Below are 25,951 nucleotides of genomic sequence, written 5' to 3' on the forward strand. Positions count from 1 at the left end.
GCGATCTCGATCAGCCGCTGCAGGCGCGGATCGACGAAGAACTCGCGCCAGCCGATGGCGGTCGCCGCCTGGCCGTTCGCGCTGCGCGCGCCGGCCGCCCCCGGCTGCGTCGCGTAGACGCCGCCGGCCGGGTACGCCTGTGCGACGGGCGCATCGGGCCGCTTGTAATGCGGCGCCATCGTGCAGCCCGTGGCAAAGAGCGCGACCGCGATTGCAGTCAAAGCGTGTTTTTGCATCATCACTGTCCCTTGTTGCCTTCGTCGCCGTTGCCCGGCTTCTCTTCGTGGTGCGAGTGCTCCTGAGCCAGGCGCAGCGCCTCGTCGACGTCTTCCTTCTCGCCGCTGAAGATCGCGCGGATCTTCACGAAGAACATCGGGATCATGAAGATCGCGAGGAACGTCGCCGTGATCATCCCGCCGATCACGCCCGTACCGATTGCGTGCTGGCTGGCCGAACCCGCGCCGTTGGAGATCGCGAGCGGCATCACGCCGAGAATGAACGCGAGCGACGTCATCAGGATCGGACGCAGCCGCAGGCGCGCCGCTTCCAGCGCGGCCTCGATCGGCCCCATCTTCTCCGTCACCTGGAGTTCGCGCGCGAACTCCACGATCAGGATCGCGTTCTTCGCGGACAAGCCCACGGTAGTCAGCAGGCCGACCTGGAAGAACACGTCGTTCTCGAGGCCGCGCATCGTTGCCGCAAGCAGTGCACCGATCACGCCGAGCGGCACCACCATGATCACCGAGAACGGGATCGACCAGCTTTCATACAGCGCCGCGAGACACAGGAACACGACGAGGATCGAGATCGCGTACAGGATCGGCGCCTGCGAGCCGGACTGGATTTCCTGGAACGACAGGCCGGTCCACGAGTAGCCGATACCGACCGGCAGCTTCTTCGCGAGCCCTTCCATCGCAGTCATCGCCTGACCGGTCGACTTGCCCGGTGCGGCCTGACCCTGGATTTCCATCGCCGACACACCGTTGTAGCGCTCGAGCTTCGGCGAACCGTACGTCCAGTGACCGGTCGCGAACGAACTGAACGGCACCATCCCGCCCGACCCGTTGCGCACGTACCAGATGTTCAGGTCTTCCGGCGTCATCCGGAACGGTGCGTCCGCCTGCACGTAGACCTTCTTGATCCGGCCGTCAGTATCCAGGAAGTTGTTCACGTACTTCGACGCCCAAGCGATCGAGAACGTCTGGTCGATCGCATCCGCCGTCACGCCGAGCGCGTTCGCCTTCTCGCGATCGATGTCGACCTTGTACTGCGGCGTATCGTTCAGGCCGTTCGGACGCACGCCCTGCAGCGTCGGATCCTTCGAGGCCATCCCGAGCAGCTGGTTACGCGCGGCCATCAGTGCATCGTGGCCGAGACCCGCGTTGTCCGTCAGCTCGAAGTCGAAGCCGGCAGCCGTACCGAGTTCAGGAATCGACGGCGGGTTGAACGGGATCACGATCGCGTCCTTGTAGCCCGCGTAGCGCCCGAACATCCGGCCGATCAGTGCCTGCACCTTCTGGTTCGCATGCTGACGCTGCGAGTAGTCCTTCAGGCGCACGAACACGAGACCGGAGTTCTGGCCGCGGCCCGCGAAGCTGAAGCCGTTGACCGTGAACGCCGATTCGACGATTTCCTTCTCGTCCTTCAGCAGGTAGTCGGAAATGTTCGCGAGCGTCTTCGCGGTCGTTTCCTGCGTCGAGCCCGACGGCGTCTGCACGATCACGAACATCAGGCCCTGGTCTTCATCCGGCAGGAACGACTTCGGCAGGCGCACGAACAGCAGGCCAACCGCGACGATCACGACCAGGTAGATGATGAGCCAGCGGCCCGAGCGCTTGATCACGTGGTGCACGCCGACGTGGTACTTGTCGCGGCTGTTGTTGAACGTGCGGTTGAACCAGCCGAAGAAGCCCTTCTTCTCTTCGTGATGCCCTTGCGGGATCGGCTTGAGGATCGTCGCGCACAGTGCCGGCGTCAGAATCAACGCGACGAGCACCGACAGCACCATCGCCGACACGATCGTCAGCGAGAACTGACGATAGATCGCGCCGACCGAGCCACCCGAGAACGCCACCGGGACGAACACCGCCGACAGCACGAGCGCCACGCCGACGAGTGCGCCGGTGATCTGGCCCATCGCCTTGCGAGTCGCCTCCTTCGGTGACAGCCCTTCTTCCGCCATCACGCGCTCGACGTTCTCCACCACCACGATCGCATCGTCCACCAGCAGGCCGATTGCGAGCACGAGGCCGAACATCGACAGCGTGTTGATCGAGAAGCCCACCATCGACATGATCGCGAACGTACCGAGCAGCACGACCGGCACCGCGATCGTCGGGATGATCGTCGCCCGCAGGTTCTGCAGGAACAGATACATCACGAGGAACACGAGCACGATACCTTCGAGCAGCGTCTTGACCACTTCCTCGATCGACAGCTTCACGAACGGCGTCGTGTCGTACGGGTACTTCACGACGAGGCCGTGCGGGAAGAACGGTGCCAGTTCGTCGATCTTCGCGCGCACGGCCTTCGCGGTCGCGAGCGCGTTCGCGTTGGTCGCGAGCTGGATACCGAGTGCCGCGGTCGGCTGACCGTTGTACTTCGTGTCGAAGTTGTAGTTTTCGCCGCCGAGTTCAATCTTCGCGACATCCTTCAGGCGAACCTGCGAGCCGTCCTGGTTGACCTTCAGCAGGATGTTGCCGAACTGCGCGGGCGTCTGCAGCAGCGTCGATTCGGTGATCGTCGCCTGCAGCATCGTGCCCGGCGTGGACGGCGTGCCGCCGATCTGGCCGCCTGCGATCTGCACGTTCTGTGCGGAGATCGCGGTCGACACGTCGACCGGCGTGAGGCCGTAGTTCGTCAGGCGATTCGCATCGAGCCAGATCCGCATCGCGTACTGCGAGCCGAACAGCGTGACGGTACCGACGCCGTTCAACCGGCTGATCGGGTCCTTCACGTGCGACGCCACGAAGTTCGCGAGGTCGTACTTGTTCATGCTGCCGTCTTCGGAGTTGAAGGCGAGCACCAGCAGGAAGCTGCTGCTCGACTTCGTCACCGAAAGGCCGAGCTGCTGCACGACCTGCGGCAGAATCGGCGTCGCGAGCGACAGCTTGTTCTGCACCTGGACCTGTGCAATGTCGGCGTTGGTGCCCGGCGCGAAGGTCAGCGTGATCGTCGCGTTGCCCGAGTCATCGCTGGTCGACGACATGTACAGGAAATTGTCGAGGCCGCTCATCTGCTGCTCGATCACCTGCGTCACCGTGTCTTCCACCGTCTTCGCGGAAGCGCCCGGGTAGTTCGCGGTGATCTGGATCGATGGCGGCGCGATCGTCGGATACTGCGAGATCGGCAGCGTGAAGATCGCTGCAACCCCGGCCAGCATCAGGATGATGGCGATCACCCACGCGAAGATCGGGCGATCGATAAAAAACTTTGCCATGAAACAGGCTCCCTGTTATTGCGCGCTCGAAGCAGCGGCAGCACTCGCCGGCGCAGCGCCCGATGCGGCAGCACCGGAAGCGGCAGCGGCGCCGGAACCGGCGGCAGCCGGCGCGGCGGTGGTGGCGGCGGCGCCCGATGCGGCATCGGCCGCCGGTGCGAGCTGCGCCGGTACCGACTTCACGGTCGCACCCGGGCGCACCTTCTCGCCGCCCTGCACGATCACGTGGTCGCCCGCCTGCAGACCGCCTTCGACGATCCAGTTCTGGCCCTGCATGCCGGTGGTCTTCAGCGGACGCGGCTCGACCTTGTTGCCGGCGTTCACCACCATCGCGATCGCCTGCCCCTTCTGGTCATGCGTGACGCCGATCTGCGGCACCAGGAACGCGTTCTCGTTCACGCCTTCCTCGATCCGTGCGCGCACGAACATGCCCGGCAGCAGCACGCGGCCCGGGTTCGGGAAGACCGCGCGGATCGTCACCGAACCGGTGGCCTGGTCGACCGTCACGTCCGAGAACTGCAGCTTGCCGGCTTCCGAGTAGGTCTTGCCGTCTTCCAGGATCAGCGACACCTTCGCGGCGCCAGGGCCGCTCGTCTTCAGGCGGCCGCTTTGCACGTCCTGACGCAGCTTCAGGCCTTCGAGGCTCGACTGCGTGAGGTCCACATACACCGGGTCGAGCTGCTGCACCGTCGACATCAGCGTCGCCTGGCTCGCCTGCACGTAGGCGCCCGGCGTCACTTGCGAGATGCCGACGCGGCCGGTGATCGGCGAGACGACATCGGTATAGCCGAGGTTGATCTGCGCGGTGTCGACCGCCGCCTTGCCGGCCGCGACGTCCGCCGCGGCCTGGCCCTGCGTGGCCACCGCGTTGTCGTAGTCCTGCTTGCTGACCGCGTTCGCGGCCACCAGCACCTTGTAGCGTGCGACGAGAGCGTTCTGCGTGACGAGGTTCGCCTGCGCCTTCGCGAGCGTTGCCTTCGCGCTGTTCAAGGCGGCGACATACGGCGCCGGATCGATCTTGTACAGACGCTGGCCGGCCTTGACGTCGGTACCTTCGGTGAATTCACGGCGCAGCACGATGCCGTCCACCCGTGCACGCACTTGCGCGACGAGGAATGCGCTGGTGCGGCCCGGCAGTTCGCTGAAGACTGGTACGGCTTGCGGCTGGACGGTGACGACGCCGACTTCCGGCGTTTGCGGCGGCGGTGCCGATTCTTTTTTCCCGCACGCGGCCAGGAAAACGGCGGCCGTCGCGACAGTGATTAAGCGGTATGGAACCCGTTCGACGCGCATGGAGCGACCTCTGTGTATAACCAATGGAATAAGTGCCGCACCCGACCGGAGGGAGCGCAACACGGATGCGCCTCACGGCGCAGATCGAACACCTGAATTACTGGACTGCTAGATACAGCAAGCGGCACGAAACCTCCGTGCCGACAGGTTGCCCCGCAACTGCGGACTGGTACTTTGGCGGGAATCAGCAGAGTGGGATATTAACTGATTGCCACTTGGGTCATTCGATCGTAGGGTGGTATTGTATATACATTCATGAATGTATGTAAAAAGCCCGTTTATGCCCGGCCGGCTGTCCAGTCTTACGAATTGTTACCAGTCGCAAGCATAGCCCGTCTCCACGACGGCGACGAGGGTTGCCGACCCTATATTCACCTACGATCGATTCCAATCAGGCCTGCACATGGTCAGACGTACCAAGGAGGAGGCGCTCGAGACGCGCAATCGCATTCTCGACGCCGCCGAACACGTGTTCTTCGAGAAGGGGGTGTCGCACACGTCGCTCGCCGACATCGCGCAGCATGCCGGCGTGACGCGCGGCGCAATCTACTGGCACTTCGCGAACAAGAGCGACCTGTTCGACGCGATGTTCGACCGCGTGTTTCTGCCGATCGACGAGTTGAAGCGGATGCCGCTCGACGCGCCGGGCGGCAATCCGCTCGAGAAGATCCGTCAGATCCTGATCTGGTGCCTGCTCGGCGTGCAGCGCGACGCGCAGTTGCGCCGCGTGTTCAGCATCCTGTTCATGAAGTGCGAATACGTCGCGGACCTGGAGCCGCTGCTGCAGCGCAACCGCGCGGGGATGAGCGAGGCGCTGCATGCGATCGACGCCGATCTCGCGGGCGCGGTGCGGCTCAAGCTGCTGCCCGAGCGGCTCGATACGTGGCGCGCGACGCTGATGCTGCACACACTCGTCAGCGGTTTCGTGCGTGACATGCTGATGCTGCCCGACGAGGTCGACGCCGAGCAGCATGCGGAAAAGCTCGTCGACGGCTGTTTCGACATGCTGCGCTACAGCCCGGCGATGCTGAAGGACGGCGACTGACCGCGCGGCGAACGCTCGCCCGCGGTTTTCGTTTCATCGGTCGGTGCGCCGGGCCTCGCGCCGACCTTGCCAACGCCCCGCCCGCGCCCTGTTCTCCCCTCCCCGTTCAGGCCGCCTTCGCGCGCTGCGCGCGGGCCCGCTGGTTCGACGCGGCAACCGAATCGCGCTTCGGCATCGGCGCACCGGCGAGTCCCGCGATCCATGCATCAGTCGACATCACGGCCGCGAAATTCGACTGGAACACGACCGCGTACGCGCGGTGAATCTCCTCGGCGCTCACCGCGCCCGCTTCGTTCTCGTACGGCAGCGTGCCCGTCGCGTCATTGAGGTACTCGACATTCAGCCCCGCGTGCGCCGCGTGATAGACCGTCGACGCATTGCAGTTGTGCGTCATGTAGCCGGCCACCGCGAGCGTGTCGATCCCGTGCGCCTCGAGCCACGCGGCGAGATCGGTCCCGGCAAACGAGCTTGCCTGCTTCTTCTCGATCAGGTGCGCATACGGCCGGCCGGCAACGACCGCGTGCAGCGCGACGCCGTCGGAGCCGGGTGCGAAGATCGGCGCGCCGGCCGGCGCGACGTGCTGGACGACGACCACCGGCACGCCGGCCGCATGCGCGGCATCGATCGCGCGGCCGATGTTCGCGAGCGACACGTCGAGCGGCGGATACTCGATCGGCAGGTTGCCCGTCACGTACTCGTTCTGGACGTCGATCACGATCAGCGCGCGGCGGGAAGCCGGCCGGGAAACGGAAGGGGAAGCGGATTGCGGGACGGCGTTCGACATGGCGGGCTCCTGGTCCGGGGGCGCTGCCCCGCCCCCGGATGGGACGGCCAGCGGCGCGATGCGATGCATTGTCGGCGCGCCTCGCTCACGCGGACAGTGGCCCGATAGCCATTCTTCGATAGAATCGGGCCATCGCCATTCCGGAGCCCGCCATGACTGCCGTTGCGCTCACCCGACCCGCCCCGCCCGCGCCGACCGTCGTTGCCGTGATCGCATACGACGGCATCAGCCCGTTCCATCTGTCGGTGCCATCCGTCGTGTTCGGCAAGGAACGCGATGCCGCCGCGTCGCCCGCGTTCGAGTTTCGCGTCTGCTCGGCCGAGCGCGGCCCGCTGTCGACGACGGGCGGCTTCACGATCACCGCGCCGTACGGACTCGACGGGCTCGACGACGCGGACATCGTCATCGTGCCGGCATGGCGCGACCCGGACGAAGCGCCGCCCGACGTGCTGGTCGACGCCGTCCGCGCGGTCGCCGCGCGTGGCGCGCAGCTCGTCGGGCTGTGTCTCGGCGCCTACGTGCTCGCCGCGGCCGGCCTGCTCGACGGCCGCCCGGCCACCACGCACTGGGCATGGGCCGACGACTTCGCGCAACGCTTTCCACGCGTGAAGCTCGATCCGGACGTGCTGTACGTGGACGACGGCAATCTGATGACGTCGGCCGGCACGGCCGCGGGGCTCGACTGCTGCCTGCACGTCGTGCGGCGGCGTTTCGGCTCGGACGCCGCGAATCAGATCGCGCGCCGCCTCGTGATCCCGCCGCACCGCCAGGGCGGGCAGGCGCAATACGTGCCGCAGCCGGTCGCCGCACACCCGCGCGATGCGCGGCTCGCGGGCCTGCTCGACTGGGTGCGCGCGCACCTCGACACCGCGCACAGCGTCGATTCGCTCGCCGAACGCGTGCTGATGAGCCGGCGCACGTTCACGCGCCACTTCCGCCAGGCGACCGGCACGACCGTCACCGCGTGGCTGCAGGCCGAGCGGCTCGCGCGCGCGCAGCATCTGCTGGAAACCACCGGGCAGTCGATCGATGCGATCGCGCAGGCGGCCGGCTACGGATCGAGCGTGTCGCTGCGCCAGCATTTCGCGGGCGCGCTCGGCACCTCGCCGTCCGCGTATCGAAGGGAATTTCGCGGCGCCGGAGCCGGCGCCGATGCCGCGCGGTAACGCGCGCGGCGGGCGGGCCTTGCAGCGGAACCGGCCCGCCGCTCAGCCGCCGTTGATCCAGCGCGCCGCGTAAAGCAGCAGCGCGACGAAGACGATCATCGCGGCCCACGCCCAGACCGGCACCGTGCCGGAGCCGCGATGCGGGAGCGCGCTGGCGGCACGCCCGGTCAGCGCGCCGCCGAGGTGCGGCGGCAGCGAACGCTTCGTCGCGGCCACCAGCGCCGCCGGACGCAGGAACACATGCTGGCGCCGCGGCGCGGCCGAGCGCGCGCGATTCGGTGCGAGACCGTGCTTCGCCTGGACGACCGCGCAGAATTCACGGAAGAAATCGTCGGTCCATTCGCGCAGCGTATTTTCGATCTGCCGCCCCGGCAGTTCGGTGAGCGGGCCGCTCGCCGTCGCCCAGACCACGTACTCGATGCGCGTGGCGTTCGCGTCGTCATCCGGCATCAGCACGAGTTCGACCTGGCCGCGCAGTGCACCGAGCCCGTCGGCCCGCGCCTTGAAGTTGAGCACGCGGCGCGGTTGCCCTTCCGCGTCGCCCTGCTCGGCGGCCACATGCGCACGCACGTCGTAGCGGGCGCGCAGCGGGCCGAGCGGCACCGTGATCGTCAGCGCGAACTCGCCGTCCGCGAGCTTCACGAAGGATTCGCAATGGTCGAAGCTCGCGCGCAGCAACGCGAGATCCTCGAACGCCTCCCGCACGACAAGCGGCGCGAGCGGTACGCGTAATGTGTCGTTCAGTTCCATGACGCCTCCCCGATGAACACGCGCCGCATCAGGACGTCTCGACGAGACTGTCGATCCGCGCGGCGTCGAAGGCGACGTAGTGCGCGAGCCCCAACGCAGCCGCCTTCGGTTCCTCGTAACTCCATGCGGCGTTCTCGATCACGCCGTCTTCCGTCTGCAAGTCGAAGTGCACGGCCTCGCCCCTGAACGGGCAAGCGGACGTGACGCCCGATTTCACGAGCCGGCGCATGTTGACGTCGCCGCGCGGCAGGTAGTGGGTGTCCGGCAGGCCCGTTTCGCGCACGGTCAGCGCGCCGTGCGAATCGGCGTACGTGATGCCGCGATGGATCACGCGCACGCGATGGCGGTTCGGCACGATTTCGAGACGAGGGTCGGCTGCGTCGGACATCGTTTCTCCTTGGGGCGGCCCGGCCAGGCCGGACTCAGGAAACGAAAAAGCCACGGCACGGGTGCCGTGGCTTTCATTATGGGCGAAACCGCAGCCGAATGCGCGACCCCGGCCGGGGCCGCGCGCGGCGCGCTACTGCGCGCTCCACTGGAATGCGGTTTTCGCGCCGCCTTTCGCGCCGACCGTGATGGCGCGGGATTCCTCGTTGCCCTGGTACGACGCGTAAACCGTATAGCGGCCCGGCGGCACCTTCACGAGCATGTACGGCCCGCGCGCGTCGGTCTTCAGCACTTCGGTGCCCTTGCCGTCGACGATCCGCACATGGACGTCGGCCAGGAACTCGCCACCCTTGCCGGTGAACCGCAGCGCCAGCGGCCAGCTCGGCTCGTTGCGCTGGAACGCCGTCGATTCGTCCTGCCCGACGCCGCCGGACACGAAGGTGACGTCGCCCTGCTGGCGCGCGGCGGGCAAGCCGTCCGACTGCGCGTACGCGCCGGTCGCTCCGGCTGCGAGGCCGGCGGCCAGCGCCGCGGCGACGGCAAATCGGGACACGTTGCGTAGATATTGCATGGCTCTCTCCTTGGGGTCGGAACACATACAGGGCGCGGCGTCACGCGTTCGAACGGCGGCGGCGCCCGCCGCGGCCGGCCTGGCCGGCCGTCGGCCGTGGCCGGTCAGCTCAGGTCGACCGGCACGAAGATCTGTGCATTATCGCGCTGGATCAGCAGAGCAAGACTGTTGCCCGCGCCCTTGACCGCGTCGCGCAACTGCTCGGGGCTCGTGACCGGGCGGCCGTTGACCGCGAGGATCACGTCGCCGGGCTGGATGCCCGCGTTGGCGGCCGGTCCGCCGGCCTGCTGCACGATCAGGCCGTGCGACACGTTGTCGGCACTGCGCTCCTGCGGCGACAGCGGACGCACCGCGACACCCAGGCGCCCTTGCTCGACCGGGCCGCCGTCGTTCGACGCGAGCTTCGCGTCGGCCATCGCGCCGAGCGTCACGCTGATCGACTTCTTCGACTTGTCGCGCCAGATCTGCAGGTCGGCCTTCGAACCCGGCTTCAGGTTCGCGATCTGCGCGGGCAGCGACGTCGAATCGGCAACCGGCGAGCCGTTGACCGACAGGATCACGTCACCCGGCTGCAGGCCGGCCTTCGCGGCCGGGCCGTTCGGGTCGACCGAGCTGACGAGCGCGCCATCCGGTTTCTGCAGTCCGAACGAGCTCGCGAGCGTCTGGTTCAGCCCCTGCACGGCGACGCCGAGACGGCCGCGGCTCACGTGGCCCGTCTTCACGAGTTCGTCCTTCACCTTGATCGCCTCGTTGATCGGGATCGCGAACGACAGGCCCTGGAAGCCGCCCGTCTGCGAGTAGATCATCGAGTTGATGCCGATCACCTCGCCCTGCAGGTTGAACAGCGGGCCGCCCGAGTTGCCGGGGTTCACCGGCACGTCGGTCTGGATGAACGGCGTGTAGTTCTCGTCCGGCAACGCGCGCGACTTCGCGCTGATGATGCCCGACGTGACCGTGTTGTCGAAGCCGTACGGCGAACCGATCGCGACGACCCACTGACCGACCTTGCTCTGCGCCGGATCGCCGATCTTCACGGTCGGCAGGCCGCTCGCGTCGATCTTCAGCACCGCGACGTCGGACTGCTTGTCCGCGCCGACGACCTTCGCCCGGTATTCGCGCTTGTCGGTCAGCTTGACCGTGACGACGTTCGCGCCGTCGATCACGTGCGCGTTGGTCAGGATGTACCCGTCGGAGCTGATGACGAACCCGGAACCGAGGCTCGCGCTCGGCTGGTCGTCCGGCTGCGCGTCACCGCCCATGCCCGGCACCTGGCCATAGAAGTGCTTGAAGAACTGGTAGAACGGGTCGCTCGGATCGATCGGCAGCTGCGGCTGCGGCACGCGCCGCGATACCTGCTTCACGACGTGCTTCGCGCTGATGTTCACGACCGCGGGGCCGTAGGTCTCGACGAGCCCGGAGAAATCGGGGATGCCGGTCTTGGCGGCGGCTTCGGCCGGCATCAGCGCGGCAGCCTGCGCGGGCGTAATGATCTGCGGATCGGCGCGGCGGGTGCCGGCGACATAACCGGCGGACAGGGCGGCCGCCACGGCGACCGCGACGGCGCCGCGCGCAAGGAATCGGGTGTTCATCGTAGGACCTCCTCTTTGTTAGGACGCAGCGTAACGACCCTGACTTAAAGGAGGCTTAATCAGCCCTAAGCGGCCGCCGGCGCCCGCCCGGCGCCGTTCTTCACACGGATTCGGACGGTTGCGGCGCCTCGGCCGGCATCTCGGCGCCGCGGAACACGACGCTGACGAGCAGGCCGCCCGCGGCCGCGTCGCCGAGCGACACCGTCGCGCCCTGCTGCGCGGCCACGCGCTTGACGATCGCAAGCCCGAGCCCGCTGCCCGCCACGTCGGTGCGCGCCCGCGCGGAGCTGTCGCGGTAGAAGCGGTCGAACACGCGCTCGCGCTCGTCGGCCGGAATGCCGGGCCCGCTGTCGCCGATCTGCACGCACGCGCGGCCGGCTGCGTCGCGGATCAGCGACACGTCGATGCGGCCGCCGTCCGGCGTGTACTTCACCGCGTTGTCGAGCAGGTTGCCGAACATCACGCGCAGCGCGCCGACGTCCGCGACGACGCTCGCCGCGCGCGTCTCCTCGAAGCCGAGATCGATGTCGCGCCGCTGCGCGAGCGGCGCAAGCGCGGCCACGCATTCGGCGAGCAACGCCTGCAGGTCGACCGGCTCGCGCATCGTCGCGCCGTCCGGTTCGGCGCGTGCGAGCGCGAGCAGTTGCTCCGTGAGACGTGTCGCACGCGACACGCCATCCTGGAGATCCGCGACCGCCTCGCGGCGCGATGCGTCGTCCTTCGCGCGGGCGACGAGCTGCGCCTGGATCTGCACGGCCGCGAGCGGCGTGCGCAGTTCGTGCGCGGCGTCGGCCACGAAGGCCTTCTGCGTATCGAGCGCGGCCGACAACCGCGCGAGCAGCCCGTTCAGCGCCCGCACGAGCGGCTGCACCTCGAGCGGCAGGCGCCCATCAGGCAGCGGATCGAGCGCTTCCGGCCGGCGCGCCTCGACCGCGCGCGTCACGCGGCCGAGCGGCGCGAGCCCGCGCCCGACGATCACCCACACGGCCGCGCCGAGGAACGGCAGCAGCACGATCAGCGGCCACAGCGTGCGCAGCGCGACGTTCGCCGCGAGCCGGTTGCGCACCGACAGCGGCTGCGCGAGCTGCACGACGTTGTCGCCGACGATCGCGCCGTACACGCGCCATTCGCCGCGATCGGTGCGTTCGGTCGAGAAGCCGAGCTCGGCACGCGGCGCGATCGGCGCACGCGGATGCGAGAAGTACATCAGCACGCCGTTGCGGTTCCAGATCTGGATCACGATGCCTTCGTCGCCGTTGGTGCGCGAGCCGAACACCTGCGAGAACGGCTCGGACGGCAAGGCCGCCGCGATTTCCTGCAACTGGTAGTCGAACAGTTCGTTCGCTTCGGCGAGCGCCTGCCGGTAGATGAGCCAGCCCGCGATGCCCACGCCCGCGACGACGATCGCGAGCAGCCAGATCAGCAATTGATGACGAATCGACCTCACGCGTCAGCTTTCCTTGACGACCATGTAGCCGAGCCCGCGCACGTTGCGGATCAGGTCCGAGCCGAGCTTCTTGCGCAGCGCGTGGATGTAGACCTCGACCGTGTTGCTGCCGATCTCCTCGCCCCAGCCGTACATCTTCTCCTCGAGCTGGCTCTTCGACAGCACCGCGCCGGGCCGCGCGAGCAGCGCCTCGAGCAGGGCGAACTCGCGCGCGGACAGCGCGACGGGCACGCCGTCGAGCGTCACCTGATGCGAAGCGGGATCGAGCGTCAGCGCGCCGTGGCGGATCAGCGATTCGCTGCGCCCGGCCTGGCGGCGGATCAGCGCGCGCATCCGCGCGCCCAGTTCATCGAGATCGAACGGCTTGACGAGGTAGTCGTCGGCGCCCGCGTCGAGCCCCTTCACGCGATCGGCCACCGCGTCGCGCGCGGTGACGATCAGCACCGGCAGCGCCAGCCCGCGCGCGCGCAACGTGCGCAGCACGTCGATGCCGTCGCGCTTCGGCAGGCCGAGATCGAGCAGCAGCAGGTCGTACGTCTCGCCGCCGAGCGCCGTCAGTGCGGCATCGCCGTCCTGCACCCAGTCGACCGCAAAGCCGTCCGAGCGCAGCGCCTTGCGCACGCCTTCGGCAATCATTCGATCATCTTCGACAAGCAGAATCCGCATCGGGACAGGTATCCATGGGGCGAGTCAAACACGCCGACCATTGTAGCGCCGCGAACCGGGCGCGCGGCACCGTGCAATGCAACAGAAAGGCGGATTGCAAGGGGGCTGTCCGGACTTGTCTCTACAATGTGCGCTTTCGCGCCGCGCGCGCCCTGCCCGAACGTCGTGCTTCTCCCGTATTCGCTCATGCCGATTTCCGATCTTTCCACCCGGTTCGCCCCCCGCGCCCGCGTCTGCCTGCGGGCAGCCGCCATCGTCGCCACCTGCACTGCCCTCGCCTTCGCGCCTGCCGCGCAGGCCCGCAAGAAATCCCACAAGGAAGCGCGCAAGACCACGGTCGTGTCGCCCGCCGCGCGCGCGGCCGGCCTGCCGGCGTCCGTGCTCGTCGCACTGCAGCGCGCGAAGGTGCCGGCGTCGGCGATGAGCGTCGTCATCGAGCGCGTCGGCGATCCGGAGCCGCTGATCTCGTGGAATGCGAGCCGGCCGATGCTGCCCGCCTCGACGATGAAGCTCGTGACGACCTTCTCGGGCCTGTCGATCCTCGGCCCCGACTACCGCTGGCGCACGACCGCCTACACGGACGGCACGATCGACCCCGACGGCACGCTGCAGGGCAACCTGTACATCAAGGGCACCGGCGATCCGAAGCTCGTGCCCGAAGAGCTGATCGACCTCGTCGACAAGCTCCGCAAGGCCGGCGTCAAGCGCGTGGCCGGCGGCCTCGTGCTCGACAAGAGCTACTTCGCGGCGTCGACGCGCGATCTCCCTTCGTTCGACGATGACGCGAGCGCGCCGTACAACGTCGGCCCCGATCCGCTGCTGTACGCGTTCAAGGCCGTGTCGTTTACGGTCACGCCGGGCGACGACGGCAAGGTGGCCGTCGACGTGCTGCCGCCGCTCGCGGATCTGTCGATCGACAACCAGCTGGTCGAAGGCACGGGCTCGTGCAGCGCGGCCGCCGCGGCCGCGCGCCCGACGCTGACGGCCGGCAGCGGGATCATGACCGCGTCGTTCGCCGGCGACTATCCGCTGCGCTGCGGCGCGCACACGACCAACCTCGCGATCCTCGATCACACGACGTTCTTCGCGCGCGGCTTCCTCGCGCTGTGGCAGCAGGACGGCGGCACGATCACGGGGCCGGTGAGCGAAGGCAAGGTGCCGACCACCGCACGGCCCCTCGCCGTGCATCACAGCCCGGTGCTCGGCAGCATCGTCTACGACATCAACAAGTTCAGCAACAACGTGATGGCGCGCAACCTGTTCCTGACGATCGGCGCAGCCAGCGGCAAGCCGCCCGCGACGCCCGAGCAGTCGAGCCGTGCGATCCAGGCGTTCCTGCAGAAGAACGGCATCGCGATGCCCGACCTCGTGCTCGAAAACGGCTCGGGCCTGTCGCGCGAAGAGCACGTGAGCGCACAATCGCTCGCCGCGCTGCTGCAGGCCGCGAACGCGAGCCCCGTCGCGCAGGCCTTCATCGATTCGCTGCCGATCGCCGGCATCGACGGCACGATGAAGAACCGCCTCACCAACGCCGGCGTGCTCGGCAACGCGCACATCAAGACCGGCACGCTGCGCGACGTGCGCGCGATCGCCGGCTACGTCGCCGGCGCCGACGGCCAGAGCTACATCGTCGTCAGCTTCATCAACGACGATCACGCGGAAGCCGCACGCGCCGCGCACGACTCGCTGCTCGAGTGGATCTACGCGGGCGCGCACTGACGCTTCCGCGCACCGCGACTCGGTGCGGTGGCGCCGGCTGCCGGCTCGCGTCGACCTGCACCGGCCACGGGGCGGCACCGCACAGCGGGTCGCCCTGTCTTGCGGTCGGGGCGGCCTGCCGCCGCCCCCCGCACACCGAATCCCGTCCCCTCCGGTTTGAAACGGCAGCCGCCACCCGCGCGCGACGCACCGCGCGCCAACCGCGCCCACAAAACAGGGCCACACCGCCCGGCCCCGTGCCGCACGGCTTCCGTAAAAACCCTGTCCTCAGAGGGAACCCTCTACGCTCCCCCCTCGCCTAGCGCGTGGCGATTGCGTAGGCTGTTGGCCTGACCGATACATACAACGGGCCATACGCCCGGCCTCAAGGCTTGCAGGGGAAAGAAGGAGACACGCCCATGCGATTCGACGTCGAATTGCTTCTGCTCGCGCTGGCGCCCGTCTTCCTGCTCTGCATCGCGTGGGAGGCCTGGCACCTCGCCCGCACTCGTGCGCAGGACCACGTCTATGCGTGGCGCGACACGCTGTGCAACGCGGCGCTCGCGCTGATGCACCAGGGCGCCGACAAGATCGCGTGGCTGTTCGTGATCCCCGTCTATGCGTACTGCTACCAGCACTATCGCCTGTTCACGTGGCACGACGGCTGGCTGTCGTTCGCGGTGCTGTTCGTCGCGCAGGATTTCCTCTACTACGTGTTCCATCGTGCGAGCCATCGCGTGCGCTGGCTGTGGGCCGCGCACGTCGTGCACCACTCGTCCGAGCGGATGAATTTCTCGACCGCGTTCCGCCAGAGCCTGATGTACCCGGTCGCGGGAATGTGGGTGTTCTGGCTGCCGCTCGCGTTCGCCGGCTTTCCGCCTCAACAGGTCGTCGGTATCGTGCTGATCAACCTCGCGTTCCAGTTCTTCGTGCACACGCAGGCAATCGGCAAGCTGGGCTGGCTCGAATACGTGCTGAACACGCCGTCGATCCACCGCGCGCACCATGCGCGCAACCCGCGCTACATCGACCGCAATTACGCAGGCGTCCTTGTGATCTGGGATCGCCTGTTCGGCAGCTTTGTCGAGGAAACGCCCGACGATCCGCCGCAGTACGGGATCGTCGAGCGGCTCGGCTCGAACAACCCGCTCGTCGCGACGTTCCACGAGTGGGTATCGATGGCCGGCGACGCGTTGCGCGTCGACGGCTGGCGCAACAAGCTGCGCGCGATTTTCGGCCCGCCCGAGTGGGCGAGCGCTTATCATGCGCAGATTGCCGAGGCCGCGAACCCTGATCCACGCACCGTGCCGCTTGCGGCTGCGCGAGACCAATAAACCGTTTCAGCCAACGGCCGCCGCGCAGCCCGGAACCGAGCAGGCACGCGGCAGATGAGAAACACATCAGGCCATATCTACGAGGAGATCGAACGATGCAGACACAACAACACGCACCTTCCCGCACCCGTCAGCGCATGCTGCGCACCGCGCAAGTCGCGATCGCCGGCGCCGCGCTCGCGCTGCTCGCCGCATGCGGCGGTGGTGACGACAACAACAGCAACAGCGCATCGAACACGCCGCCGTCGGGCGTGAAAATGCAGCTCGTATCGTTCGGCGACAGCCTGTCCGACGCGGGCACCTACTCGCAGATCAAGCTCGGCTTCGGCGGCGGCCGCTTCACGACCAACCCGGGCCAGGTGTGGACGCAGAACGTCGCGCAGTACTACGGCGACACGCTGCAGCCCGCGAACCAGGGCGGTTTCGGCATTCCGCTGCAGGCCACCGGCGGTCTCGGCTACGCACAGGGCGGCTCGCGCGTGACGCTGCAGCCGGGCATCGGCCATGCGGACGCCAGCGTGCCGAACGCCGACTACGCGCAAGCGACCACGACGCCGATCGCCGACCAGGTCAAGCAATACGTGTCGCAGCACGGCAGCTTCAACGCCGGCCAGATCGTGCTGCTGAACGGCGGCGCGAACGACATCTTCTACCAGGTCGCGGCGCTGCAGGCCGGCGCGATCACGCCGACGCAACTGCAGCAGAACATCGGCGCCGCCGCGCAACAGCTCGCGGGCATCGTGCAGCAGATCGTCGCCGCCGGCGCGACGCACGTGTTCGTGTCGAACGTGCCGGATATCGGCGGCACGCCGCTCGCGCTGCAAGGCGGCTCGCAGACGACCCTCACGCAACTGTCGATGCTGTTCAACGGCACGCTCGCCGCGACGCTGCAGGCACTCAAGGTCGACACGACCAAGTACGTGCTGCTCGACACGTTCACGTGGCAGGACGGCATCCTCGCGAACTACAAGGCGAACGGCTTCGCCGTGTCGAACACCGACACCGCCTGTAACCTGAAGGCGATGGTGCAGGCTGCCACGCAGTATGGTGTCGCGAATGCGACCGCATTCGGCTCGTCGCTGTTCTGCTCGCAGCAGACCTACACGGTCGCGAACGCGGACCAGACCTACATGTTCGCCGACACGGTCCACCCGACGACGCGCCTGCATGCGCTGTTCGCGCAGTACGTCGAGCAGCAGATCGCGAAGTCCGGCGTCGGCAAGTAAGCAGCCGGCCACGCGCCCAAACGAAAACGCCCGACCGGTTCGCCGGTCGGGCGTTTTTTCATTCCAGTGCCGAAATTGGCGTCAGTCGCGCGCTTCGAACGCGGCCGCCGCACGGCCGAGGCGGTCGTTGACCGCGATCCATTCCACGGTCTCGGGCAGCTTCTCGACGAGAATCCGCGCAACCTGCGCGCGATCGAGCGCACGCAGCATTCCGTACAGGTCGCGCGCATACGCCTGCGGATCTTCCGGCGCCGCGACGAAATGCACGCCGTCGGCCTGCGCCCAGCGTCCCGCGCGCGATGCTCGTGCGACGAGCGCGACACGCTCGCCGTCGGTTTGCGCAGCCGCAAGCAGCGGTTCGAGCGCGTCGAACGGCAGCAGCGCGAGCGGCGTGCGCGGTGCGTAATGCGCCTTCAGCGTGCCCGACGCGCGCGGTGCGGTCGCGTCGCTGCCGTCCGGCAGCCGCGGCGCGCGGCCGAGCACATCGGCAATCTGCTGCGGCGTCACGTGGCCCGGGCGCAGCAGCGCCGGGAAACCGCGCGACAGGTCGAGAATCGTCGATTCGATGCCGACTTCCGATGCGCCGCCGTCAAGCACGTGCACGGTGTCGCCGAATTCGTCGCGCACGTGCTGTGCGGTGGTCGGGCTCACATGGCCGAACCGGTTCGCGGACGGCGCAGCCACGCCGCCATGCCCGCCGCGCCGTGCGCTGAACGCGGCCAGCAGTGCCTGCGCGACCGGATGCGACGGGCAGCGCAGCCCGACCGAATCCTGGCCGCCGCTCACGGCGTCCGGAATGCGCGCATGACGCTTCAGGATCAGCGTCAGCGGGCCCGGCCAGAAAGCATCGATCAACGCCTGCGCGTCGGCCGGCAGATCGTCGGCCCAGTAACCGGGATCGCCGCCCGGCGGCAGATGCACGATCACCGGATGATTCGCGGGCCGCCCCTTCGCCGCGTAGATGCGCGCGACGGCCTCGGGATTCGCCGCGTCACCGCCAAGCCCGTAGACGGTTTCGGTCGGAAATGCGACGAGCTGGCCCGCATCGAGCAGCGCGGCGGCCGCGTCGATCTGCGCGGCCGTCACGGAGTTCGGGAGATCGATGGACATCGGCTGGCGCCTCAGTCGAGCGGCACGCGCAGCAGCTGCGCGCACGCGGTGGCCGCGGCAACGGCTTCGTCGCGCGTCTCGGCCGTGAAGTTCACGTGGCCCATCTTGCGGCCGACGCGCGCGTCTTCCTTGCCGTACAGGTGCAGGTGCGCGGTGGGCATCGCCGCGACCGTGTCCCACGGCGGCGTGACGGCATCGGCCGCCGCACCGTTCGGGAACCACACGTCGCCGAGGATGTTCAGCATTGCGGCCGGCGAATGCTGGCGCGGGTTGCCGAGCGGCATGCGCGTCATCGCGCGTACCTGCTGCTCGAACTGGCTCGTTGCGCACGCATCGACCGTGTAGTGGCCGGAGTTGTGCGGGCGCGGCGCCATCTCGTTCGCGACGAACGAACCGTCTTCCAGCACGAAGAATTCGACGCACAGCACGCCGACGTAGCCGAGCGTATCGGCAATCCGCACGGCTGCCTGCTGCGCCTCTTCGACGCGCGCGGCATCGGCGGCCGGCGCGGGCACGACCGTCAGCGCGAGGATGCCGTTGTGGTGCGCGTTCTGCGCGAGCGGGAACGCGGCCGAGCGGCCGTCCGCGCCGCGCGCGATCAGCGCCGACACTTCGTATTTCAGCGGCAGGCGCTTCTCGAGCACGCACGGCACGCCGTTCAGCGCAGCATGGGCATCGCGCACTTCCTGCGCGGTGCTCACGCGCACCTGGCCCTTGCCGTCGTAGCCGAGGCGCGCGGTCTTCAGGATGCCCGGCAGCACCGCGTCGAGCGCGGCATCGTCGAGCGCGGCGAGCGCCGCCGCCGATTCGATCACGACATGCGGCGCGACGGGCACGCCCGACGCTTCGATGAAGCGCTTCTCCGCGATCCGGTCCTGCGCGACCGCGACGCAGCGGCCGGCCGGCGCGACGAACGTCGTGCGCGCGAGGAAATCGAGGCTCGCGGCCGGCACGTTCTCGAACTCCGTCGACACCGCGTCGCACAGGTCGGCCAGTTCGGCGAGCGCGGCTTCGTCGTCGTAGGTCGCGCGCAGGTGGCGGTCGGCGACCGCGCCGGCGGGGCTCGTCGGATCGGGATCGAGCACGGCGACGCGATAGCCCATCGACTGGGCGGCAAAGCAGAACATGCGGCCGAGCTGGCCACCGCCAACCATGCCCAGCCACGCGCCGGGCAGGATCGGGGAAACGGAATCAGGAGTTGCGGTCATGTCAGTGGTCGGTCGCGGCGGGCGCTGCCCGCCGCAGTGGGGAGGGTCAGGCAGCCGCGACGCGCGGCCGCCGGTGCGCCGTCATTCCAGCGGCGGCAGCACCATCGCGTGCGCGGCTTCGTTCTGGCGCACGCGGAACGCGGCGAGGCGGTTCGCATAGTCGACCGAGTTGCCGGACAGGATCGACACCGCGAACAGCGCGGCATTCGCGGCGCCGGCCTCGCCGATCGCGAACGTCGCGACGGGCACGCCCTTCGGCATCTGCACGATCGAGTGCAGCGAATCGACACCCTTCAGGTACTTGCTCGCGACCGGCACGCCGAGCACCGGCACCGTGGTTTTCGCGGCCAGCATGCCGGGCAGGTGCGCGGCGCCGCCGGCGCCCGCGATGATCGCGCGCAGCCCGCGCTCGCGCGCCTTCTCCGCATAGTCGAACATCTCGTCGGGCATCCGGTGCGCGGACACGACCTTCGCTTCGTACGGCACGCCGAATTCCTGCAGGATGGCGACCGCATGCTTCATCACGTCCCAATCGGAACTCGAACCCATCAGCACGCCGACGAGCGGCGCGCTGTGCGTGTGGGCAGTCTGGATTTCACTCATTTGTTCAGTTCCTGTCGACCAGAGTTAGTGCTTCAGCACCTACTCTGGTCCCATGCAAAGCCCGCTCAGGCGAGCGCCTGGCCCGTGATGCGCTCGAGCGCTTCCTGGTACTTCGCGGCCGTCTTCTCGACGACCTCGGCCGGCAGCGCCGGTGCCGGTGCCGTCTTGCCCCACGGCTGCGCCTCGAGCCAGTCGCGCACGAACTGCTTGTCGAACGACGGCGGGTTCGTGCCGACTTCGTACTGGTCGGCCGGCCAGAAGCGCGACGAATCGGCCGTCAGCACTTCGTCCATCAGGTACAGCTGGCCGTGGTTGTCGAGGCCGAATTCGAACTTCGTGTCGGCGATGATGATGCCGCGCGTCGCCGCGTAGTCGGCCGCTTCCTTGTACAGCTTGATCGAGATGTCGCGGATCGTCGCGGCCAGCTCGGTGCCGATGCGACGCTCGGTTTCCTCGAACGTGATGTTCTCGTCGTGCTCGCCCATTTCGGCCTTCGCGGCCGGCGTGAAGATCGGCTCGGGCAGCTTCTGCGCGTTCTGCAGGCCTTCCGGCAGCTGCACGCCGCACACGGCGCCCGACGCCTGGTATTCCTTCCAGCCGCTGCCGGCCAGGTAGCCGCGCACGACCGCTTCGATCATGATCGGCTCGAGGCGCTTGACGACCACGCCGCGGCCCTTCACCTGCTCGACCTCGTCGGCCGCGACGACGGCTTCCGGCGCGTCGCCCGTCAGGTGGTTCGGCACGATGTGCGCGAGCTTGTCGAACCAGAAGTTCGCCATCTGGTTCAGCACGCGGCCCTTGTTCGGAATCGGCTCGCCCATCACCACGTCGAAAGCCGACAGGCGATCGGTCGTGACGATCAGGAGCTTGTCGTTGCCGACCGCGTAGTTATCGCGGACCTTGCCGCGACCGAGGAGCGGCAGCGAGCGGAGCGTGGATTCGTAGAGGGTAGACATCGTCTTTTCGCAGATAAGGAGCCAAACAAAAAGGGAAACGCCGTTCCCCGCGGCAGGCGGGAACGGCGGTCTTGCAATACGTCGGCGAACCGGCCGGGCGACAGCGCCCGGGCGGTTGCCGGCCGGCCCTCGTTCGGCCGGACGGAACGGCTGCGGGGCCGGATCAGATCCGGCTGGACAGCCTTGCCTTTGCCTTTCGGCGCGGCAATCGTACTACAGTCTCAGCGCACGACCTGTGCGAGCGCGCCGGACTTGTACTGCTCGGCGATCTTGTCGAGCGACACCGGCTTGATCTTGCCGGCCTGGCCTTCGCAGCCGAACGCGAGGTAGCGGTCGACGCAGACCTGCTTCGCCGCTTCGCGTGCGGGCTTCAGGTAGTCGCGCGGATCGAACTTGCCCGGGTTCTCGAACAGGTAGCGGCGGATCGCACCGGTGATCGCCAGACGCAGGTCGGTGTCGATGTTGATCTTGCGCACGCCGTGCTTGATGCCTTCCTGGATTTCCTCGACCGGCACGCCGTAGGTTTCCTTCATGTCGCCGCCGAATTCGCGGATCTCGGCCAGCAGTTCCTGCGGCACCGACGACGAACCGTGCATCACGAGGTGGGTGTTCGGAATGCGCGCGTGGATTTCCTTGATGCGCTGGATCGACAGGATGTCGCCCGTCGGCTTCTTCGAGAACTTGTACGCGCCGTGCGACGTGCCGATCGCGATCGCGAGTGCATCGCACTGCGTGAGCTTCACGAAGTCGGCGGCCTGCTCCGGATCGGTCAACAGCTGCTCGCGGGTCATCGTGCCTTCCGCGCCGTGGCCGTCTTCCTTGTCGCCCTTCATCGTCTCGAGCGAGCCGAGCACGCCGAGTTCGGCCTCGACCGTCACGCCGATCGAGTGCGCCATCTCGACGACCTTGCGCGACACGTCGACGTTGTACTCGTACGACGCGACCGTCTTGCCGTCGGCTTCGAGCGAACCGTCCATCATCACGCTGGTGAAGCCGCTGCGGATCGCGCCCATGCAGACCGCCGGCGACTGGCCGTGATCCTGGTGCATCACGACCGGAATGTGCGGGTACGACTCGATTGCCGCTTCGATCAGGTGGCGCAGGAACGGCTCGCCCGCGTACTTACGCGCGCCGGCCGACGCCTGCATGATCACGGGCGCGCCAACCTGGTCCGCCGCCGCCATGATCGCCTGGACCTGCTCCAGGTTGTTCACGTTGAAGGCCGGCAGGCCATAACCGTGCTCTGCCGCGTGGTCCAGCAATTGACGCATTGATACGAGAGGCATTGTGGAACTCCTTGGAATGAAAACCGGTGCGCCCTGACGCCGGCGCGGCGCTCGCTCCCGGTCGAACCCGGGGTGGCACGGCGCGGCTGAGCGTCGAATAGCCGCATTTTATCGCGAAGCGCCTCCGATTCCGACCGCCCGGTGGCGCCGACTCGCAATTTGTTACGTTCGCACGGCACAATGCGGGCAAAAAAGAGAAAAAAAGCCGCGCGGGGCTTCGGACCCCACGCGGCTTTCGCGTGAAAAACGGTGTCGGATCAGTTTTTCAGCCGACCCGTGCGGGCGGCCCTCAGGCCGGCCCGATGCTCAGCCGGCGCTCAATAGTGCTCGCCGACCCGCACGATCTTCAGCGTGTTGGTGCCGCCCGCCTGCCCCATCGGCTCGCCGACGGTCAGCACGACCATGTCGCCGTGCTGCACATAGCCCTGCTTGACGACGATTTCGAGCGCCGCCTGGAGCGCCGAGTCGCGGTCGCTGTTGAAGTCGACGTGCAGCGGCGTCACGTTGCGGTACAGCGCCATCGTGCGCTCGCTGCCGACGCGCGGCGTCAGCGCGAAGATCGGCACGTGCGTGTAGTGACGCGACATCCACAGCGCGGTCGCGCCCGATTCGGTCAGCGCGATGATCGCCTTCGCGCCCAGGTGGTACGCGGTGAACAGCGCGCCCATCGCGATCGACTGGTCGATCCGCGTGAACGTGCGGTCGAGGAAATCCTTGTCCAGCTCGACGTGTTCCGATTTTTCCGCCTCGACGCACACGGCCGCCATCGTCTCGATCGTGACGACCGGGTACTTGCCGGCGGCCGTCTCGGCCGACAGCATCACCGCGTCGGTGCCGTCGAGCACCGCGTTCGCGACGTCCGACACTTCCGCGCGCGTCGGCACCGGCGCGTGGATCATCGATTCCATCATCTGCGTCGCGGTAATCACGAGCTTGTTCGACTCGCGCGCCATCCGGATCATCCGCTTCTGCAGCGCCGGCACGGCCGCGTTGCCCACTTCCACCGCGAGGTCGCCGCGCGCGACCATGATGCCGTCGGACGCGTCGAGGATGCTCTGCAGCGCCGGAATCGCTTCCGCGCGCTCGATCTTCGCGATCATCTTCGGCTTGATGCCGTAAGGCGCGCCCGCGATGTTCGCGAGCTGGCGCGCCATTTCCATGTCGGTCGCGTTCTTCGGGAACGACACCGCCACCAGGTCCGCGCCGAGCGACATCGCGGTGCGGATGTCTTCCATGTCCTTCGCGGTCAGCGCGGGTGCCGACAGGCCGCCGCCCTGGCGGTTGATGCCCTTGTTGTTCGACAGCTCGCCGCCCACCTTGACGATCGTGTGGATCTCGTCGCCGAGCACGCGCTCGACGGTCAGCACGATCAGGCCGTCGTTCAGCAGCAGCAGGTCGCCCGTGCGCAGGTCACGCGGCAGTTCCTTGTAGTCGAGGCCGACGCGCTCGTCGTTGCCGAGTTCGCAGCCCGCATCGAGGATGAAGGCCTGGCCCGGCTCGAGCGTCGTCTTGCCGTTCTCGAACTTGCCGACGCGAATCTTCGGGCCCTGGAGGTCGGCCATGATCGCGATCTCGCGGCCGACCTTGCGGGCGGCCTCGCGCACCATCTCGGCGCGCTGGCGGTGATCGTCGGCCGTGCCGTGCGAAAAATTGAGCCGCACGACGTCGAGGCCCGCCTGCATCATCTGCAGCAGAATCTCCGGCGAACTGGAAGCCGGGCCGATCGTGGCGACTATCTTGGTGGCGCGCTGCATGAAACTCCTCATCTGGATCAAGGTGGATGCGCTGGGTGAAACGCTGCGAGAGCCGGAAGCGGCAGGCCCAGCGGCCGCCGTTCCGGGGGGCGTGCCGGTGCTTGCGCCCGGCATCGCTTTGTTCTGAATTTCGTGGTGCTGTTCGGCCGCGTCGCCGGCGGCCGCCGGTGCGCGCGGGGTGGAGTTCGCCCGCGCGGGCGCGCGTTTGCGCTTGCCCGCGCCGGCCGGCTGCTCCGCTTTCGCGGAGCGCGCGGCCTTCATCACCCCTGCGCGCGCCGCCACGCTCAGGCCGCCCGCGTTTCGAGCACTTCCACCGCCGGCAGCTTCTTCCCCTCGAGGAACTCGAGGAAGGCGCCGCCGCCCGTCGAGATGTAGCTGACCTGGTCATGGATGCCGTACTTCGCGATGGCCGCGAGCGTGTCGCCGCCGCCCGCGATCGAGAACGCGGACGATTTGGCGATCGCTTCCGCGAGCGTCTTGGTGCCGTTGCCGAACTGGTCGAACTCGAACACGCCGACCGGGCCGTTCCACACGATCGTGCCGGCCTTCTCGAGCTGGCTTGCGAGCGCCTTGGCCGTATCCGGGCCGATGTCGAGGATCATGTCGTCCGCTTCGATGTCGGCGACCTGCTTCACCGTGGCCACGGCCGTCGGCGAGAATTCCTTGGCCGTCACGACGTCGGTCGGGATCGGCACCGATGCGCCGCGCTCGCGCGCTTCGTCGATGATCGCCTTCGCCTCGTTGACGAGGTCGGCTTCCGCGAGCGACTTGCCGATCGACAGGCCGGCCGCGAGCATGAACGTGTTCGCGATGCCGCCGCCGACGATCAGCTGGTCGACCTTGCCGGCCAGCGACTTCAGGATCGTGAGCTTGGTCGACACCTTCGAGCCGGCGACGATCGCCACCAGCGGGCGGGCCGGGTTGCCGAGCGCCTTGCCGAGCGCGTCGAGTTCGGCGGCCAGCAGCGGGCCCGCGCACGCGACCGGCGCGTACTTCGCGATCCCGTGCGTGGTCGCTTCCGCGCGGTGCGCGGTGCCGAACGCGTCGTTCACGTACACGTCGCAGAGCTTCGCCATCTTCTGGGCGAGCTCGTCCGAATTCTTCTTCTCGCCCTTGTTCACGCGGCAGTTCTCGAGCAGCACGACCTGGCCCGGCGCGACATTCACGCCGTTCTCGACCCAGTTCGAGACGAGCGGCACGTCACGGCCGAGCAGCTCGGCGAGGCGCGTCGCGACCGGCGCGAGCGAATCTTCCGGCTTGAATTCGCCTTCGGTCGGACGGCCGAGGTGCGACGTGACCATCACGGCCGCGCCGGCGTCGAGCGCGGCCTGGATGGCCGGCACGGACGCACGCACGCGCGTGTCCTCGGTGATGTTGCCCTGGTCGTCCTGCGGGACGTTCAGGTCGGCACGAATGAATACCCGCTTGCCGGCGAGCTGGCCGGCGGCGATCAGGTCGGTAAGACGCTTGACTTGGCTCATGTTGAACAAATTGAAGTAGTGGATGGGGAAAGGGGGTTCACGCTGGACGTGCGCGGGCTGCCGCGAAAGGGCGCCGGATGCGGCCGTGGCTGGCGGTTCGCATGACGCGCACGGGTAAAAAATCTCGAACGGGCATTCTAGCCGATCCACCCGGCAGA

General features: G+C 67.9%; 22 protein-coding genes and 1 pseudogene. 6 read left to right on the top strand and 17 right to left on the bottom strand.

Annotated features, from left to right (window positions below):
* The 3 genes and pseudogenes from BCO18175_RS28510 to BCO18175_RS28520 all read right to left on the bottom strand — a co-directional run.
* Positions 1-239 (bottom strand): annotated as a pseudogene (locus BCO18175_RS28510) (multidrug transporter); the annotation flags it as partial.
* Complete coding sequence (gene bpeB / locus BCO18175_RS28515) at positions 239-3,439, bottom strand: efflux RND transporter permease BpeB (protein WP_174986004.1); 3,201 nt, start codon at positions 3,437-3,439, stop codon at positions 239-241. The pseudogene BCO18175_RS28510 and the gene bpeB, both read right to left, overlap by 1 nt.
* Positions 3,440-3,454: 15 nt before the next feature.
* Entirely contained in the window at positions 3,455-4,732 is a 1,278-nt protein-coding gene (locus BCO18175_RS28520) for an efflux RND transporter periplasmic adaptor subunit (protein WP_174915319.1), read from the bottom strand.
* 403 nt (positions 4,733-5,135) lie between these two features.
* Between BCO18175_RS28520 and BCO18175_RS28525 the strand changes: the two genes are divergently transcribed.
* Positions 5,136-5,777, top strand: a complete 642-nt coding sequence (locus BCO18175_RS28525; protein WP_174967600.1) for a TetR family transcriptional regulator — start codon at positions 5,136-5,138, stop codon at positions 5,775-5,777.
* A 106-nt stretch (positions 5,778-5,883) separates the two neighbouring features.
* Here the strand turns inward: BCO18175_RS28525 and BCO18175_RS28530 are convergent, their stop codons facing one another.
* Positions 5,884-6,561, bottom strand: coding sequence for a cysteine hydrolase family protein (locus BCO18175_RS28530; RefSeq protein WP_174986006.1), 678 nt, complete (start codon positions 6,559-6,561; stop codon positions 5,884-5,886).
* 152 nt (positions 6,562-6,713) lie between these two features.
* Here BCO18175_RS28530 and BCO18175_RS28535 point away from each other — a divergent pair, with 152 nt between their 5' ends.
* A complete protein-coding gene (locus BCO18175_RS28535) occupies positions 6,714-7,727 on the top strand; it encodes a helix-turn-helix domain-containing protein (RefSeq protein ID WP_174986008.1) in 1,014 nt (337 codons plus the stop codon).
* A 42-nt stretch (positions 7,728-7,769) separates the two neighbouring features.
* Here BCO18175_RS28535 and BCO18175_RS28540 read toward each other — a convergent pair whose 3' ends face one another.
* From BCO18175_RS28540 to BCO18175_RS28565, 6 genes are all read right to left on the bottom strand, one after another.
* The gene (locus BCO18175_RS28540) at positions 7,770-8,477 is read right to left on the bottom strand and encodes a CoxG family protein (protein WP_174986010.1); all 708 of its coding nucleotides are present in this window, start codon (positions 8,475-8,477) and stop codon (positions 7,770-7,772) included.
* Positions 8,478-8,505: 28 nt separating this feature from the next.
* On the bottom strand, positions 8,506-8,865 hold the full coding sequence (locus tag BCO18175_RS28545; protein WP_174986012.1) for a DUF427 domain-containing protein: 360 nt from the start codon (positions 8,863-8,865) through the stop codon (positions 8,506-8,508).
* Between the two features lie 132 nt (positions 8,866-8,997).
* Positions 8,998-9,435, bottom strand: coding sequence for a carboxypeptidase-like regulatory domain-containing protein (locus BCO18175_RS28550; RefSeq protein WP_174986013.1), 438 nt, complete (start codon positions 9,433-9,435; stop codon positions 8,998-9,000).
* Between the two features lie 104 nt (positions 9,436-9,539).
* Entirely contained in the window at positions 9,540-11,024 is a 1,485-nt protein-coding gene (locus tag BCO18175_RS28555; protein ID WP_174986015.1) for a DegQ family serine endoprotease, read from the bottom strand.
* A 100-nt stretch (positions 11,025-11,124) separates the two neighbouring features.
* Positions 11,125-12,471 (bottom strand): ATP-binding protein, encoded by a 1,347-nt coding sequence (locus tag BCO18175_RS28560; RefSeq protein ID WP_174986017.1) that lies wholly within the window; start codon positions 12,469-12,471, stop codon positions 11,125-11,127.
* Between the two features lie 3 nt (positions 12,472-12,474).
* Positions 12,475-13,137 (bottom strand): response regulator, encoded by a 663-nt coding sequence (locus BCO18175_RS28565; protein WP_039360640.1) that lies wholly within the window; start codon positions 13,135-13,137, stop codon positions 12,475-12,477.
* 186 nt (positions 13,138-13,323) lie between these two features.
* On the opposite strand from BCO18175_RS28565, the gene dacB reads away from it, so the two are divergent.
* The 3 genes from dacB to BCO18175_RS28580 all read left to right on the top strand — a co-directional run bounded on the left by dacB (position 13,324) and on the right by BCO18175_RS28580 (position 17,395).
* Positions 13,324-14,856, top strand: a complete 1,533-nt coding sequence (dacB, locus tag BCO18175_RS28570) for a D-alanyl-D-alanine carboxypeptidase/D-alanyl-D-alanine endopeptidase (RefSeq protein WP_174986019.1) — start codon at positions 13,324-13,326, stop codon at positions 14,854-14,856.
* 398 nt (positions 14,857-15,254) lie between these two features.
* Positions 15,255-16,169, top strand: coding sequence for a sterol desaturase family protein (locus tag BCO18175_RS28575; protein ID WP_174986021.1), 915 nt, complete (start codon positions 15,255-15,257; stop codon positions 16,167-16,169).
* Between the two features lie 95 nt (positions 16,170-16,264).
* Positions 16,265-17,395, top strand: a complete 1,131-nt coding sequence (locus tag BCO18175_RS28580; RefSeq protein WP_174986023.1) for an SGNH/GDSL hydrolase family protein — start codon at positions 16,265-16,267, stop codon at positions 17,393-17,395.
* Positions 17,396-17,476: 81 nt separating this feature from the next.
* On the opposite strand, the gene BCO18175_RS28585 is transcribed toward BCO18175_RS28580, so the two are convergent.
* The 6 genes from BCO18175_RS28585 to pyk all read right to left on the bottom strand — a co-directional run bounded on the left by BCO18175_RS28585 (position 17,477) and on the right by pyk (position 24,312).
* A complete protein-coding gene (locus tag BCO18175_RS28585) occupies positions 17,477-18,505 on the bottom strand; it encodes an L-threonylcarbamoyladenylate synthase (protein WP_011353063.1) in 1,029 nt (342 codons plus the stop codon).
* 11 nt (positions 18,506-18,516) lie between these two features.
* Entirely contained in the window at positions 18,517-19,713 is a 1,197-nt protein-coding gene (locus BCO18175_RS28590) for a 5-(carboxyamino)imidazole ribonucleotide synthase (protein ID WP_174986024.1), read from the bottom strand.
* An 81-nt stretch (positions 19,714-19,794) separates the two neighbouring features.
* Positions 19,795-20,316, bottom strand: a complete 522-nt coding sequence (gene purE / locus BCO18175_RS28595; RefSeq protein WP_006481724.1) for a 5-(carboxyamino)imidazole ribonucleotide mutase — start codon at positions 20,314-20,316, stop codon at positions 19,795-19,797.
* A gap of 65 nt (positions 20,317-20,381) precedes the next feature.
* Positions 20,382-21,272, bottom strand: a complete 891-nt coding sequence (locus BCO18175_RS28600; RefSeq protein ID WP_174967591.1) for a phosphoribosylaminoimidazolesuccinocarboxamide synthase — start codon at positions 21,270-21,272, stop codon at positions 20,382-20,384.
* Positions 21,273-21,493: 221 nt separating this feature from the next.
* Positions 21,494-22,558: a class II fructose-bisphosphate aldolase gene (fba, locus tag BCO18175_RS28605; RefSeq protein ID WP_174967590.1), complete on the bottom strand. Its 1,065-nt coding sequence runs from the start codon at positions 22,556-22,558 to the stop codon at positions 21,494-21,496.
* Positions 22,559-22,875: 317 nt separating this feature from the next.
* Complete coding sequence (gene pyk, locus BCO18175_RS28610) at positions 22,876-24,312, bottom strand: pyruvate kinase (protein ID WP_011353067.1); 1,437 nt, start codon at positions 24,310-24,312, stop codon at positions 22,876-22,878.
* On the opposite strand from pyk, the gene BCO18175_RS40900 reads away from it, so the two are divergent.
* A complete protein-coding gene (locus tag BCO18175_RS40900) occupies positions 24,311-24,439 on the top strand; it encodes a hypothetical protein (protein WP_021164118.1) in 129 nt (42 codons plus the stop codon). The two genes, pyk and BCO18175_RS40900, sit on opposite strands and share 2 nt — an antisense overlap.
* A gap of 157 nt (positions 24,440-24,596) precedes the next feature.
* On the opposite strand, the gene BCO18175_RS28615 is transcribed toward BCO18175_RS40900, so the two are convergent.
* Complete coding sequence (locus BCO18175_RS28615) at positions 24,597-25,793, bottom strand: phosphoglycerate kinase (RefSeq protein WP_174915333.1); 1,197 nt, start codon at positions 25,791-25,793, stop codon at positions 24,597-24,599.
* Between the last annotated feature and the right edge of the window lie 158 nt (positions 25,794-25,951).

The organism is Burkholderia lata, from assembly GCF_902499335.1.
Taxonomy (GTDB): Bacteria; Pseudomonadota; Gammaproteobacteria; order Burkholderiales; family Burkholderiaceae; genus Burkholderia; species Burkholderia lata_B.